We start from the raw sequence: 14,912 nt of genomic DNA on the forward strand, positions 1-14,912 counted from the left end.
CCAGGGCACCTCAGGTCGTGAACATCCGCACGTGCCGCAGCGGCCCGCGCGACACGGCGATATCGATGAAGGGCGTGAAGCTCGACGGCATCGCGTCGTCGTCGGGCGTGTCCGTGAGTAGTTCGGAGAGCAGCGCGCGGGCGCGCGTCAGGCTCTGCTGCGAGTCGATGTGACCGATCAGGCCGAGCCGCACCGCGGCGCTGACGAGGCCGGTGATGAGCGTCCAACCTGAGACGAGCTCAGCGGCATCAAGGCTCAGGCCGGCGTCGCGGCCGGTGATCGCCTGCACGACGGCGAGGTGCCCCAGCCTCGGATCGGCCGAGACGCGCGCGCGGTAGGATACGGATAAGGGCTTTGCGAGCTTGACCCAGACACCGAGCAACGCCCTGCCCGCGCGCCGCGAACCGTCGCGCATCTCGGCGGATGAAGTCGTGGCTTCGGCAAGGCGATCGACCGAACTGATTGCGTCGGTGTCGCTCGCGCGCCAGGCACGCCGCAGCAGGATGCGATCCATCGTCGCCCAGCGCTGCGCCAGATGATCAGCGATGACACCGTCGAGATCGTCGTGGCCGGCCAACAGGCCGTCGGCAGCGAGGCCCTCGACGCCCCAGGAAAATGCAAAACCGCCGGCGGGAAAGGCACTGTCGCCGAGCTGCAGCAACGCGAGCGCCTCGCCGCGGTCAAACATCTCTGCGCTCCACGACTTCGCCGGACTCGATCAGGGGCCGAATACGGGCGCGGTAGTTGTCGACCGGCGCGTCGAGCAGGACGACCAGATGGTCACCCTCGAAGCGCACGCGCCAATGCAGGTTGCCGGCATGCCAGCCGAGCTTGAGCGCGCTCGCCGCGTCACGCGCGCGCAGGCGCCAGACCTGCTGCTCGCCGAAGCGGGCAATGATGGCGCGCTCGGGTTCGAGATACAGCAGCGCGCCGTCGACCAGCTCTTCGTCGCGATCGAGACTGACCGCGCAATCGGTCCCGCGATCGGTGGTCAGGCGGAAACGCTTGCGGCCGGCATCGGCCGGCGGCACGAACAGCAGCTCGATGCCGCCGTGGTGCTTCAGCGTGTGGAGTTGCCGGGCATAGGCCTTGTCGTCGGCGCGTCCAATGATGCCGTGCAGACGCAGCATCGGCGGTGGTCCTCTTTGTTCGTCAGTTCTCGGCATTGGGCCTCATGGTTCGAGACGCCCGCCAAGTGGCGGGCTCCTCACCATGAGGGTTGAGAGTTTCGCGGTGCGTTAGCTCGCTATGAGTTTTCTCCCGCCACACCCGCCGCCCTCGTCCTGAGGAGCCCGCCGCTTGGCGGGCGTCTCGAAGGACGATTGGCGGACTGAGCTATCGCAGCGCCCTACCGCATCGTTGCCGATACCTCCTGCGAGGTCACCAGAATGACCTCGCCGTCGAGGATCGGCTTGGCGATGCCGAAGAAGGTCGCCACCGCGGCGGAGCCGTTGTGGCGGTCCATCGCGGCCTTGTCGGCGAAGCGCTCATAGGTGGTGAACAGACCGGGCTCGGTCTCGCTCTGCGAGATGAAGAACCCGATCGTCTCCGGCTCGTTGGCCGCGACATGGGCCGCGACGGCGACGAGGGCGTCGCGCATCGTGGCCTCGTGTCCCGCCTTGGCCCTGATGACCGCGGTGATGGTGATCATCAGAACTTCTTCCAGTCACCGTCGGCCTCGAACGCCGCCGCCGCCTGGTAGATCGTGGACTCCGCATAGTCCTTGCCGATCAGCATCAGGCCGACCGGCAGGCCGTCAGAGAGGCCGCAGGGCACCGTCATCGCGGGATGACCGGTGACGTCGAACGGGCTCGTCGTCGCGGTCATTTCGAAGGCGCGCTGCACGACTTCGGCGAGCGGCGCGTCCTTGGCCGGGATCGGCGTCGCGACGCAGGGCAAGGTCGGCATCAGCAACAGATCGTAGGAGCCGAACATGGCGTCATAGGCCGCCTTGGCCTGGATCGCGATGTTGCGCGACTTGGCGTAATAGCGGCCGCGATAGTGCTCGAGGCCCCACTGGCCGACCAGCATGGTCAGCTTCAAGGTCACTGACAGATCGTCGGCACGCGTGCGCCAGCCGGAATGCGCGTCGAGCAGGCCGACGTCGTAGAGGCCCTTCCAGTTGAAGCCCATGCCATTGCCGAGCATCATCTGCACCAGGAAGCCTTCCAGCGTGATCGGATTCCACGCCGCCAGCGCATGCATGTGCTCGGGGATCGACACCTCCGAGACGCTGGCGCCCATCTTGGCGAAGCGCTCCGCGCCGGCCTTGACCTTGGACACCACGCCCTCTTCCATGTTCGGTGCGCTGAAGCCTTCCTTGAGCACGCCGATCTTGAGGCCCTTGACGCCCTTGCCGAGCGCCTCGGTGTATGCCGAGACCTTCGGCGCGTATTGCCGCGGATCGAGGCCGTCGGCGCCCGCCAGCACTTCGAGCAGCAGCGCGTTGTCCTTGACGTTGGCCGTCATCGGTCCGGTGTGGTCGATCGTCGACTCGATCGGCATCACGCCGGTGTAGGGCACGAGGCCGTGGGTCGCCTTCATGCCGTAGATGCCGCAATAGGACGCGGGGATGCGGATGGAGCCGCCCTGGTCGCCGCCAATGGACATGTCGACCTCGCCGGCCGCCACCAGCGCGGCGCTGCCCGACGACGAGCCGCCGGCCGAATAGCCCATCTTCCAGGGGTTGTGCACCGGCGCCGGATCGGACGTGTGGCTGCCGCCGGACAGGCAGAAATGCTCGCACACGGCCTTGCCGACGATCGTTCCGCCGGCATCGAGGATGCGCGAGACGATGGTCGCGTCAGCGGCGGGAATGAAGCCCTCGAGCGTGGTCGAGCCGTTCATCATGGGAACGCCGGCGAGTGCGACGTTGTCCTTCAGCACGACGGTACGGCCGGCGAGCTTGCCGGAGCCTGCGCCCTTCACCTCGGTCTTGATCGCCCAGGCGTTGTACTTGTTCTCCTTGGCCGGCGGCTTGGCACCCGGGGTGCGCGGATATTTCACCGGCGGCAGCGGGTTCGGCAGTTCGTCGATGATGTCGTACTGATCGAACATGCCACCCATCAGCGACAGATATTCGGCGGCCTCCTCGACCGTCATGTTCATGTGCAGGCTGGCGGCGAGATCGGCGACTTCCTCGGCATTCGGGCGTTTGATTGACATGAGTCATCCTTTCTTGTGAGGACAAGCTGGAGCAGAGACAGGAGTGTGCAGTTCAGTTGCGCCGGCGCAGCCGCGCCGGAATTCGCTAGCTCGGGATCATCTGACCTTCCCGGGCCAACAAAGTCTCACGGTCGAGTTCCTCGGTGATGCGTCCCTTCTGGATGTGCAGGATGCGGTCCGATAACGACGTGATGAATTCGAGGTTCTGCTCGACGACGATGAGGGACATCTTCCAGCGCGTCTTCAGCGCCAGCAAGGTCTCGATGATCTCCTCGATGATCGAGGGCTGAATGCCTTCGGTGGGTTCGTCCAGCAGGATCAGCTTCGGCTTGGTGCAAAGGCAGCGGGCCAGCGCCAGCAATTGCTGCTCGCCGCCGGACAGCGCGCCGCCGCGGCGGTCGAGCAGCCGCACCAGGCGCGGGAAATCCTGCAGCACTGTATCGATGACGCCACGGTCTTCCTTGGGTGCCGCGGCGAGGCCCATGCGGAGATTCTCCATCACCGACAGATCCGGGAAGATCTCGCGGCCCTGCGGCACCAGGCCGATGCCGAGCCGCGAACGCTCGTGCGGTTTCAAATGCGTGATGGTCTTGCCGGCGAACACGACCGAGCCGTCGGTGGTCGGCAGATGCCCCATCAGGGTGCGCAGCGCCGTGGTCTTGCCCATGCCGTTATGGCCGAGGATGCCGAGATACTCGCCGTCGGCGACCGTCAGATCGACGCCGAACAGGATCGGGATCCGGCCGTAGCCGGACTTGAGACCCTTGACCTCGAGAAGCGTGCTCATGCCGCCACCTTCTTGCCGAGATAGACGTCGCGGACGCGCTGGTCGGCGAGCACCTTGTCGACGGTGTCCTCGACCAGCACGCGGCCCTGATGGAACACGGTGACGCGCTTGGCGATCTGCTTGATGAACTCCATGTCGTGCTCGACGACGACGATGGCGCGGGTCTGGTTGATCTCGCGGATGATCGCAGCGGTATGGAACGTCTCCTCGTCGGTCATCCCCGCGGCGGGCTCGTCGAGCAGGATCAGTTCCGGCTCGGCCGCGAGCACCATGCCGATCTCGACCCACTGCCGCTGGCCGTGCGAGAGCGTCGCGACGATGCTTTCGGCATAGTCGGTCAACCGGATCATCTCCAGCACCGCGTCGACGGCAGGTCCCTGCTGCCGCGGCGTCGCCTTGCGGCGCACGGCCATCCAGATGTTCTCGCGCACCGAGAGACCGTTGAACACGTTCGGCACCTGGGTCTTGATGCCGATGCCCATGCGCGCGATCTCGTGCGAAGCCTTGCCGGCGATCGGCAGGCCGCGGAACGCGATGGAGCCGGACGTCGGCACCAGCTGTCCCGTGAGGGTCTTGAAGAACGTGCTCTTGCCGGCGCCGTTCGGGCCGATCAGGCAGCGCAGCTCCATCTCCTGCAAGGTGAAGGTGATGTCGTCATTGGCGACCACGCCGCCGAAGCGCATCGTCAGGTGCTCGGCCTTGAGCAGAGGGACAAGTTCCGCCATGTCATTCGGCTCCTGCGGGATGCGGCGCCGCCGCCGACGGCACCGGGCCATTGGTCTTCGGCTTCTTGTCCGGGATCAGCCGCATGACCAGATCACGCGCGGTCGGGAAGATGCCCTTGGGCAGCAGCAGCACGAACACGACCAGCACGCCGCCGAGCACGAGGTTCGAGTTCAGAAGCTGCTGCGAGCCGATATAGGCGACGATATATTCGATCACGACGCAGCCGATGATCGGTCCGAGCAAGGTGCCGAGCCCGCCGACGGTGATCCAGATGATGATCTCCGCCGAGAGCGACAGGCTGAAGATGGTCGGGCTGACGAAGGCGCCCCAATTGACGTAGAGCGCGCCGGCAAGACCCGCGATGGCGCCGCCGAGAATGAAGGTCAGGCATTTCACCAGGCGCGGATCGTAGCCGAGCAGCGAGGCCCGCACTTCGTTCTCGCGCACGGCGACGATGATGCGACCGGCCGGCAGCGCCAGCAGCAGCCGCAGCAGCAGGAACACGCCGAGCAGCACATAGGCCGTCGTCCACCACGACTGCTCCGGCGAGAGCACCGTCGACGGATCGAACGGCATGTTGAAGGTCGGCACCGCCGGCATGCCGTTGAAGCCGCCGAGCAGCGCCTTGCCGATCTTGTAGGCGTCGCCCGAGGTCGAGTTGACCGAGTTGAACAGGATCAAGGTGACGGTGAGCGTGATGACCCCGAGATAGACGTCCGAGATGCGGCCGAAGAAGATGAAGTAGCCGAGGATCGCCGCGAACAGCGCGGGCACCACGATCGCCAGCAGGATTGCCGGCGTCGAGTCCTGAAAGTTCACTGCCGCGATCGCATAGGCGTAGCCGCCGAGGCCGAAGAACGCGGTCTGGCCGAACGACAGGATGCCGCCATAGCCCCAGATGAAGGCGAGGCTCAGCGCCAGCACCGACATCGCGGCGAACAACGTCAGCTGCATCAGGCCGAACAGCTCGATCACGCTCGGCACGATCGCGATCACGCCGATGGCGACAACGGTGCCCGCGGCCTGGAGCGCGAGACGAAGGCGCTTGTCCATCACAGGTTCCCCTTGAAGAAGCGCCCGGAGATACCCTGCGGCAGCAGACGAATGAGCACGATCGCCGTGGTGAAGACGATGACCTCGCCATAGACCGGCGTGGTGAAGTAGGCGCCGACCTGGTTGACCGAGCCGAACAGGCTCGCCGCCGAGAGCGTGCCCGAGAGGATCGCGGCGCCGCCGCCGACCACGGTCATGAAAGCCTTGGCGACGTAGGCTCCGCCCATCACGGGCGTGATGCCGGAGACCGGCGCCAGCAGGCCGCCGGCAAGGCCCGTGACGGCCGCACCAAGCGCGAAGGTGCTCATATAGACCCGGGCCGGGTTGACGCCGAGCGTCGCCGCCATCGCCGGGTTCTGCATCGTCGCGCGGGCGACCAGGCCGAAGCGGGTGTAGCGCATCACGCCGTAGATGATCGCCATCATCACCGCCGCCATGAAGGCGAGGAACAGCGTGTAATAGCTCGACTGGTACGAGCCGATCGAGAAGCCGCCGAGCGGCGTCGGCACGCCCTGCTGGGTGTTGCCGTAGATCGTGGTGATGATGCCGATGATGAGGAGGCTCAGGCCCCAGGTCGCGAGCATCGAATCGACCAGCCGGCCATAGAGAAAGCGGATCAGGCAGCGCTCGATGACCAGGCCGACGATGCCGACGAACAGGGGCGCGACGATCAGCATCGCGATCCAGATGTTCACCCCGGCATTGGCGGAGATCACGGTCGCATAGGCGCCCAGCATGATGAACTCGCCATGGGCGAGATTGATGATCTTCATCATGCCAAAGATGATCGCCAGCCCCAGGCACAGCAGGAACAGCGAGGAAATTCCATTGAGAACGTCGAGCGCGAGGATGACGTAGATCGCCATGCGTCAGGTCTTTCAGGGCAGTCCAGGGAAACCGGGCCCCGCCGGACGGCGGGACCCGGAAGCACGTCAGAGATTGATGATGTACTGCTTGACGTCGTTCGGGTTCTTGACGAGGTCGCAGACGCTCGCGGTGTCCGCCGGCTTGGCGTCGGTGTAGGTCTCCAGCACCGACCATTTGCGATCCTTCACCTCGGCGAGGAACGCGTTGCGGACGGTGTGGTGGGTCGGCTTGTCCAGCGAGACCTTGCCGCTCGGACCGTCGAACACGAGACCACTCTCGAGCGCTTCGATGACCTTCATGCGGTCGATGCTGCCGGCCTTCTTGACGCCCTCGGCCCAGAGCATGACACCCTCATAGGTGCAGGAAGCGAGCTCGCTGATATAGGGCGAGTCCGGATGCGCCTTCTTGATCTTCTCGACGAAGCTCTTGGAGGCCGGCGTGGTCAGCTCCTCGAAGTAGCCGTAGGCGCCGATGATGGCGTCGCTCTCGGCGGCGTCGAGCGTCGAGGGCTCGTTGACGAGGCCGAAGGTGGTCGAGGCGATCGGGATCTTCCCCTTCATGCCGGCTGCGGTCCACTGCCGGTAGAACGCGGTGTGGTTGCCGCCGACCAGCGCCGAGAGGATGAGGTCGGGCTTGGCCGCCTGGATCTTCGAGATGGTCGAGCCGAAATTGGTGACGTCGAGCGGGAAGAAGTCGGTCGAGAGGATCTCGCCGCCATTGTCCTTGCAGTATTTGGTCATCCACTTCGCGGTGATCTGACCGTAATTGTAGTCGGCGGCGATGATGTAGGCCTTCTTGCCCGCCTTCTTCATCGCGCTCGGAACCAGCTTCTCGACGGTCTGTGCCGGCGTGGTGCCGGTGCAGAAGGTGTTGCGGTCGCAGACGCCGCCTTCGTACAGCGTGTTGTAGAAGTACAGCACCTTGAAGCGGTCGAAGGTCGGCCTGATGGCCTCGCGCGAGGCCGAGGTGATGCCGCCATGCACGACGTCGACCTTGTCCTTCACGGCCAGCTGCTGGGCATATTGCGAGTACAGCTGGATGTTGGACTGGGTGTCGTAGTGCATGACCTTCAGCGGCCGCCCGAGCAGGCCGCCCGCGGCGTTGATCTCCTCAACGGCGAGCTGCAGCGCGTAGACCATCGGTGTGCCGGAGGTGCCGATCGGGCCGGACTGGTCGTGCAGGCTGCCGACGGTGATCGGGTTCTCGGCCGCGAGCGCGCCCGAGCGGAACACCGCGGGTGCTGCGATCAAGGTCGACGTCGCGATGGCCGAGCGTTGCAGGAAACGACGGCGGGAAAGAGTCATCAGGGATCCCCATGGGTTGGTGATGCGGGTTCACGAGCCGCACGAAGTTTAAAATTACAATATTTGAAATGGCAAGTTATTTTTTGACGCCACCCGCGTCTAGCGCGATGCGACGACCGAAAAATCGTAGCCGTCCAGCTCGGCGAGATGGATCGGGTGGCGGCCGCCGACCACCGGCTTGGCCTCGTTGCCGCGGGCGGTGCGCCCCTGCAGGGTTCGTCCGAACACGCGCCGGAGATCGCGCGCATCGAAACTCTCGGCGCGCTCTATCAGCGCGGCCAGCGCGTGAATGCCCTCGTAGCAGGACTCGCCATAGCCGTTCGCCGGCGGCGGATTGTCGCCATAGGCCGTGTAGTAGCGCTCGAGAAATGCGCCGTTGTTGCGCGAGCGCAGCGAGGCGAAGTAGCTGGAAGCCACGTAGACGTTCTCGGTCTCGCTACAGTCGAGGCCATACACGATGGTCTCGTCGAAGGCCGAGGAGAAGCGCAGCACGTGGCGGCTGAGGCCGGCGGCGCAGAAGGCGCGATTGAACGCGATGCAATCGGAGCCGAGGAAGACCGGCAGGACGACGTCGCTGCGCGTCGCCTTGATGCGGTCGAGCATCTCGTCGAAGTCATGCACGCCGACCGGCACGTAGTGCTCGCCGGTGACGGTCCCGCCGAATCGGGCGATCAGCCGCCTGGCGATCTGCAGCGAGGAGCGCGGCCAGATATAGTCGTTCCCGCACAGAAAGAAGCGGCGGGCGCGCTTGCATTCGGAGAGCCACTGAATGGCGGGCGCCAGCAATTCGCGGGCGGTCTCGCCGGTGGTCATGACATCGCTGTTCGGCGACAGGCCTTCGAACTGCGGCGTGTAGACGAATGGCACGCGGCCGCGCGCGGCGCGGGCGACTGGATCGCGCGCATAGCTCGGCAGCATGCCGACGAGACCGTCGACCGCGAGTTCATCGACCGCCTCCGCGGCCGCCTGCCCCGCGCTGGCGCCACTGGCACCTCCATCGATGACAACGAGTTCAACCGGCCTGCGGCGGATGCCCGCAGCCTGGTTGAGCTCGGTTACGGCCAGCCGCCCACAGGCTTCGGCCGAGGGCGCCCACAACCCTGCCGAGCCGCGCTGAGGAATGATCAGGCCGATCCGAACGTTGCGCAAACGTACCGCCTTCTGCTGTTGCAGAGGACTTGCACTCACAAATCGTGCCAAGCGCGATTCGGTACCGGCGCAGTCGTTTGTGCATCAAAGTTCGCCGAATTTGGTCTGGGAGCCGAAGGCTGATCAAAACAGCAGCCACTCATCGCCCAATCGTTAGGCAACGGCAGACAGGACGCTGATGACGAGCGGCGCGGTGCGACTCAGCCCACCGGGGCAATAAGCTTGCGCATCGGATAGGACGCGGCGGTGCCAAACCTCCCGGCGGGGATGCCGACGTCGGCATAGCCGCGGGCGAGATAGAATCGGTGCGCGGTCTCGGTGCTCAACAGCTCGATCTCACGGGCGCCGAGCGCCGCCGCTCGCTGCTCCAGCGCGGCCACCAGGGCCGAGCTCACGCCGCGAAAGCGCGCCTGCGGCGACACATAGTTCGCCGTGATCTCGTTGGGATGAGCGAGGCCGCCGACAGCGAGAATCGTCCCCTCCTCGACCGCGACCAGCAGCGATCGGTCCTGCCCGTCGGCCCAGCTGGCGACGATCTCCGGTGTCTTGTTCGCGAGCCAGCGGCCGAGGATGTCCGGATTGCCGCGATGATCCGCCCCGCACAATTCGATGATGGAGGCGCGTAATACGGCGCAGGCTGCCTCGGCATCATCAGGCGTCGCATCGCGGATGATCATCCCAGTCCCTCCGTCGCGCGGAGGGAATGCGATGCATTCCGCTTCCGCTTACTCGCGCTTGCCCTGCACCCAGCTCTCAAGCATCTGCAGTGCCGAGGCACGGTCGTCGTCGGACGCCTTGGCGAAGGCGCGGTTGTAGCTTTCCTTGATCCAGACCTCGTCCGGACCGGCGCTGTCGCGCGCCAGAGTGAGCCACATCAGGCCGCGCGCCGGCTGCCGGGGCAGACGGTCGCCATTGAACAGCATCTGACCAAGCAAGGCCTGGGCCTGATGCTGCCCCTTCTGCGCGGCGAGGCCGAGCCAGCGCGCGCCATAACGAAAGTCGTCGCGCGACGCATCCGCCGTCTTCAGGTACATCCGCGCCAGATCGTACTGGGCATCGGCATTGCCGAAATAGGACGCCGCGTAGGAGAACATCTCGCGCGCACGGTCCGGATCCGCCTTCACCTTGGTGTTGGGAATGCCGCTGAGATAATAGCGGCCGAGCGCGACGAAGGCGTTGGCCACGATCTGGGCCTGCGGCGCCGACGGGCTGTCCTCCGCATGCGCATTGGCGATGCGGCTGAAATAGTCGAAGGCGCGCATGTCGTCGCGCGCGACGCCATCGCCGGCGGCGTACATCCGGCCGAGCTTGAACTGCGCGACCGGGTGACCTTCCTCCGCTGCATATTGCAGCGCAGTCAGGGACTGGGTCGGCGACGTCGAGGAGGTCGTCGCGGGCACGGTCTTGCGCAGCGCGCCAGCACCGGCCTGCGGTCCAGCCACGGCAATCGCCGGCTCCTGGTTGACCGGAGCGCCATCGAACGCGAACGACGACGTCGGCAACGCGAGCGGGGCAACCCCCAGCATCAATGCAAAAATGATCCGATCAGATGTCCGCATAGCAATACTTCTCTTGCGCACCACCTGGGTGGGTGACGGCACCCGCCACGGCCGGTCCAACCTGCTGGGCATATTTCCAAAGTGCACCTGACGTGTGATGGGTCTCACGCGGCGTCCACTTGGTCTTGCGTGTCGCCAGTTCGGCATCGCTCAACTTGACGTTAAGGATGCCGGCCTCGGCGTCGATCTCGATGATGTCGCCATCCTCGACCAGGGCGATGGGCCCGCCGATGGCCGCCTCCGGTCCGATATGGCCGATGCAGAAGCCGCGGGTCGCGCCCGAGAACCGGCCGTCGGTGATGAGCGCGATCTTGCCGCCCATGCCCTGCCCGGTCAGCGCCGCCGTGGTCTGCAGCATTTCCCGCATGCCCGGGCCGCCGCGCGGACCTTCGTAGCGAATGACGATCACCTCGCCCTCGCGATAGGTGCGTTTCTGCACGGCCTCAAAGGCATCCTCTTCCCGATCGAAGCAGCGGGCCGGCCCAGTGAATTTCAAGTTCGACATGCCCGCGACTTTCACGATCGCGCCCTCTGGCGCGAGATTGCCTTTCAGACCGACCACACCTCCGGTTGCAGTGATCGGCTGGTCGGCCGGCCTCACCACGTCCTGGTGCGGATTCCACTTCACGCCTTTGAGGTTTTCGGCGATCGTCCGGCCGGTGACTGTGAGGCAGTCGCCGTTCAAATAGCCATGGTCGAGCAACGTCTTCATCAAGAGCGGAATGCCACCAGCCTCGAACATGTCTTTGGCGACATAGCGGCCACCCGGCTTCAAATCCGCGATATAAGGTGTCTTTTTGAAGATTTCGGCGACGTCAAATAAGTCGAACTTGATGCCGGCCTCATGCGCAATCGCAGGTAGGTGCAGCGCAGCATTCGTCGACCCGCCGGACGCCGCCACAACCGCCGCGGCATTCTCCAGCGCGGCCCGTGTGACGATATCCCGCGGCCGGATGTTGGCGGCGATCAGCTCCATGACCTTCTCGCCGGCGGTCATGCAGAACGAGTCGCGGATCTCGTAGGGCGCAGGCGCACCAGCGGAGTAAGGCAGCGCCAGCCCGATCGCCTCGGAGACGGTCGCCATGGTGTTGGCCGTGAACTGGGCGCCGCAGGCGCCGGCCGACGGACAGGCGACGCGCTCGAGCTCGTCGAGATCCTCGTCCGACATCTGGCCGACCGAATGCTTGCCGACCGCCTCGAACATGTCCTGCACCGTGACCTGCTGGCCGCGGAAATTGCCCGGCAGGATCGAGCCGCCATAGATGAAGATCGAGGGCACGTTGAGCCGCACCATCGCCATCATCATGCCCGGCAGCGATTTGTCGCAGCCGGCCAGGCCGACCAGCGCATCGTACGCATGGCCGCGAATCGTCAGCTCGACCGAATCGGCGATCGCCTCGCGCGACGGCAGCGACGAGCGCATGCCGTCATGCCCCATGGCGATGCCGTCGGTCACGGTAATGGTGCAGAATTCGCGCGGCGTGCCGCCGGCGTGCGCAACGCCCTTCTTCACCGCCTGGGCCTGCCGCATCAGCGCGATGTTGCAGGGCGCGGCCTCGTTCCAGCACGAGGCAACGCCGACGAAAGGCTGGTGAATCTGGGCCGTGGTCAGACCCATCGCGTAGAGATAGGACCGATGCGGCGCACGCTCGGGCCCTTCCGTCACGTGACGGCTGGGCAGCCTGCGCTTGATGTCGGTCTTCGCGTCCATCGCTGTTCTGGCCTCCCGGTGCTGCGGAGAACGCTAAAATCCTGAAAGTGGATTTCTTGCTACCTCACACGCACTGGTACTATTCTGATCAAAGTATTTCACGACCAGGTGTGGCCAAAAAGCGGCGCGTTTGCGGAGCGCCGGAGATTGTTACCAAAACTTCGTAAACTGTGGCGGGGTCGCAACATTCGTGGCTGTTGCGCAACCATCACAGGCGGAATGAGATACCGCCAGCCTACTCCGGCACCACCCCTGCGCTTCTGATCATCGGCCACCATTTGGCGATTTCGTCACGCTGCAAGGTTCCAAGCGCATCGGGGGTGCGCCGATCCGCCGGCGGCATCTGCAATCCCAGGTTTTTCAATTGGTTTTGCACATCCGGATCATTCAGGGCGGCGACGGCCGCGCCATTGAGCGTCTCAACGACATCCTTGGCCGCTCCCTTCGGCAGCCACAGTCCCGACCACAACGTCATGTGGAAGCCCGGCAGACCGGCCTCGTCGGTGGTCGGAATCTCGGGTGCCGTATCCAGGCGCTTGGCGTCGGTGACGGCATAAGCCCGGATCATGCCGGCACGCACCTGGTTGATGGCGTTGGAGGTCTGATCGACGATGAGATCGATCTGTCCGCCAACGAGATCGTTCATCGCTGGCCCCGTGCCCCGATAGGGCACGTATTGCAGCTTGATGCCGGTGATCTGCTGCAAATAGAGCCCGGCGATATGACTGCCGGAGCCGTTGCCGGCCGTGCCGGCGGAGGCAGGAGTCGGCTGCGCCTTCAGCCAGGCGAGCAATTCGGACAGCGATTTCGCCGGCACGTTGCTCTTGCTGACGATGATCATCGGATTGCTCGGCAGCAGCACGACCGGCTCGAGATCGGCGACGAGATCATAGCCGAGCCGGTAGACCGCGCCGTTGGCGACGTGCGTACCGAGATGGCCGAAGCTCACGGTGTAGCCGTCGGGCCTCGAGCGCACGGCGCGGCCCACCCCGATCGAGCCGCCCGCGCCGGTGACGTTCTCGACCAGCACCGGCTGGCCGAGCGTCTGCTTCATGTGCTCGGCCAGGATGCGCATCATCGCGTCAGACGGTCCGCCGGCGGCGAACGGCACGATCACCGTGATGGCGCGAGAGGGGTAGGTCTCCGCAGCAGCGGAACCGACAAACAAGGCAAGCGCCGTCACCACAGCGCCAAACAGGCGTCGCATCGCGGTCCTCCCAGAGCGGCCTGATCCTTGTTGTCAGACGATCAGGCGCCAGGCCGCGATGCCGACCGTCCGGTTAGAACCGAGTGTAGTCGATCGGCTGGTGGCGATCGAGGGCCCGCTCGACCTTCGGCAGCGGATATTTCAGGCCCGTGGCGCAGTTGAACAACATCACGCGATCGCTCTTAGACACGCGCCCGTCAGCAAGGCTCTGCTTGTAGGCCGCATAGGTCGCGGCGCCCTCGGGACACAGCAACAGACCTTCCTCGCGCGCGACCTGGTTGAGAGCAGACGAAATCGCGTCGTCATCGACCGCGATCGCAAAACCGCCGCTCTCGCGCACGGCGCGCAGGATGAGGAAGTCGCCGACCGCTTGGGGCACGCGGATTCCCGAGGCAATCGTGTGCGCATCCTCCCAGCGCGTCGCATGCTCGACGCCCTGCTCGAAGGCGCGCACCATCGGCGCGCAGCCGGACGCCTGCACCGCAACCATGCGCGGGCGCTTTGCTCCGATGAACCCAATCTTCTCCAGCTCGTCGAACGCCTTCCACATGCCGATCAGACCGGTGCCGCCGCCGGTCGGATAGAAGATCACGTCGGGGACGTCCCAGCCGAGCTGCTCGGCGAGCTCGAGCCCCATCGTCTTCTTGCCCTCGATCCGATACGGCTCCTTCAAGGTCGAGGTATCGAACCAGCCGACCTTGGCCTTGCCCTCGCCGACGATCTTGCCGCAGTCATCAATGAGGCCGTTGACGCGGTAGACGGTCGCGCCCTGCAGCTCGATCTCGCTGACGTTCACCTCCGGCGTATCGGCCGGACAGAAGATCGTGGTCTTGATGCCGCAGGAGGTGGCATAGGCCGCGAGCGCGGCACCGGCATTGCCGTTGGTCGGCATCGCCATGTGCGTGATGCCGAGCGCCTTGCCCATCGACACCGCCATGACGAGGCCGCGCGCCTTGAACGAGCCGGTCGGCAGCCGGCCCTCATCCTTGACGATGATCTCGCCGCCGCCGAGCTTCTTGGCCAGCTTCGGCAGTGTGATCAGCGGCGTCATCACCTCGCCGAGGCTGACGATGTCCTCGCATTTGCGCACCGGAAGCAGCTCGCGATAGCGCCACATGTCGGCCGGCCGCTGCGCCAGCGCGTCCTTGGTCAGCGCCTGCTTCACGCCCGCGAGATCGTAGCGCACCAGCAGCGGCTTGCCGGCCTTGGAGAGATTGTGGACCTGGTCGGCCGGATAATGATCGCCCTCCATCGCGCATTCGAGATGGGTGACGAAGGTCGGGCGCTCGGTGGTGAGATTGTCGCTGGATTTCACGGCGGGACTTTCTGGCTGAGCCCTTCTGGTTACATCCGTCATTGCCGGGCTTGACCCGGCAATCCATCC

Annotated in this window: 15 protein-coding genes; all 15 read right to left on the minus strand. The window is 65.3% G+C overall.

All coding sequences use genetic code 11. The features are described from left to right. Nucleotides 1-10: 10 nt before the first annotated feature. The 15 genes from HL666_RS30525 to HL666_RS30595 all read right to left on the minus strand — a co-directional run bounded on the left by HL666_RS30525 (nucleotide 11) and on the right by HL666_RS30595 (nucleotide 14,843). Nucleotides 11-661 carry an urease accessory protein UreF gene (locus HL666_RS30525; RefSeq protein ID WP_246739854.1) on the minus strand — a complete coding sequence of 217 codons (651 nt, stop codon included), beginning with the start codon at nucleotides 659-661 and terminating at the stop codon, nucleotides 11-13. A gap of 19 nt (nucleotides 662-680) precedes the next feature. Next, complete coding sequence (gene ureE, locus HL666_RS30530; protein WP_172185220.1) at nucleotides 681-1,130, minus strand: urease accessory protein UreE; 450 nt, start codon at nucleotides 1,128-1,130, stop codon at nucleotides 681-683. 218 nt (nucleotides 1,131-1,348) lie between these two features. Beyond that, nucleotides 1,349-1,651, minus strand: a complete 303-nt coding sequence (locus HL666_RS30535) for a putative quinol monooxygenase (protein WP_006614371.1) — start codon at nucleotides 1,649-1,651, stop codon at nucleotides 1,349-1,351. Beyond that, nucleotides 1,651-3,165 (minus strand): amidase, encoded by a 1,515-nt coding sequence (locus HL666_RS30540; RefSeq protein ID WP_172185222.1) that lies wholly within the window; start codon nucleotides 3,163-3,165, stop codon nucleotides 1,651-1,653. Before HL666_RS30540 ends, HL666_RS30535 begins: the two co-directional genes overlap by 1 nt. 85 nt (nucleotides 3,166-3,250) lie before the next feature. Beyond that, nucleotides 3,251-3,952 carry an ABC transporter ATP-binding protein gene (locus tag HL666_RS30545; RefSeq protein ID WP_172185224.1) on the minus strand — a complete coding sequence of 234 codons (702 nt, stop codon included), beginning with the start codon at nucleotides 3,950-3,952 and terminating at the stop codon, nucleotides 3,251-3,253. Continuing rightward, nucleotides 3,949-4,677, minus strand: coding sequence for an ATP-binding cassette domain-containing protein (locus HL666_RS30550; protein WP_172185226.1), 729 nt, complete (start codon nucleotides 4,675-4,677; stop codon nucleotides 3,949-3,951). The genes HL666_RS30545 and HL666_RS30550 overlap by 4 nt, the downstream gene beginning before the upstream one ends. A gap of 1 nt (nucleotide 4,678) precedes the next feature. Further along, nucleotides 4,679-5,731 (minus strand): branched-chain amino acid ABC transporter permease, encoded by a 1,053-nt coding sequence (locus HL666_RS30555; RefSeq protein WP_172185228.1) that lies wholly within the window; start codon nucleotides 5,729-5,731, stop codon nucleotides 4,679-4,681. After that, entirely contained in the window at nucleotides 5,731-6,597 is an 867-nt protein-coding gene (locus HL666_RS30560) for a branched-chain amino acid ABC transporter permease (protein ID WP_172109274.1), read from the minus strand. The genes HL666_RS30555 and HL666_RS30560 overlap by 1 nt, the downstream gene beginning before the upstream one ends. A 66-nt stretch (nucleotides 6,598-6,663) precedes the next feature. Then, entirely contained in the window at nucleotides 6,664-7,902 is a 1,239-nt protein-coding gene (locus HL666_RS30565) for an urea ABC transporter substrate-binding protein (RefSeq protein WP_172131936.1), read from the minus strand. Between the two features lie 99 nt (nucleotides 7,903-8,001). Further along, nucleotides 8,002-9,051, minus strand: coding sequence for a substrate-binding domain-containing protein (locus HL666_RS30570; protein ID WP_172131937.1), 1,050 nt, complete (start codon nucleotides 9,049-9,051; stop codon nucleotides 8,002-8,004). Nucleotides 9,052-9,251: 200 nt separating this feature from the next. Further along, the gene (locus HL666_RS30575) at nucleotides 9,252-9,728 is read right to left on the minus strand and encodes a GNAT family N-acetyltransferase (protein WP_172131938.1); all 477 of its coding nucleotides are present in this window, start codon (nucleotides 9,726-9,728) and stop codon (nucleotides 9,252-9,254) included. A gap of 48 nt (nucleotides 9,729-9,776) precedes the next feature. Continuing rightward, nucleotides 9,777-10,493, minus strand: a complete 717-nt coding sequence (locus HL666_RS30580) for a tetratricopeptide repeat protein (protein ID WP_376698633.1) — start codon at nucleotides 10,491-10,493, stop codon at nucleotides 9,777-9,779. Nucleotides 10,494-10,596: 103 nt separating this feature from the next. Further along, entirely contained in the window at nucleotides 10,597-12,321 is a 1,725-nt protein-coding gene (gene ilvD / locus HL666_RS30585; protein WP_172109279.1) for a dihydroxy-acid dehydratase, read from the minus strand. 235 nt (nucleotides 12,322-12,556) lie between these two features. Then, nucleotides 12,557-13,528, minus strand: a complete 972-nt coding sequence (locus HL666_RS30590; RefSeq protein ID WP_172109280.1) for a tripartite tricarboxylate transporter substrate binding protein BugD — start codon at nucleotides 13,526-13,528, stop codon at nucleotides 12,557-12,559. Nucleotides 13,529-13,601: 73 nt separating this feature from the next. After that, a complete protein-coding gene (locus tag HL666_RS30595) occupies nucleotides 13,602-14,843 on the minus strand; it encodes a threonine synthase (protein ID WP_172185230.1) in 1,242 nt (413 codons plus the stop codon). Between the last annotated feature and the right edge of the window lie 69 nt (nucleotides 14,844-14,912).

Origin of the sequence: Bradyrhizobium aeschynomenes (assembly GCF_013178945.1) — a bacterium.
Classification (GTDB): domain Bacteria; phylum Pseudomonadota; class Alphaproteobacteria; order Rhizobiales; family Xanthobacteraceae; genus Bradyrhizobium; species Bradyrhizobium aeschynomenes.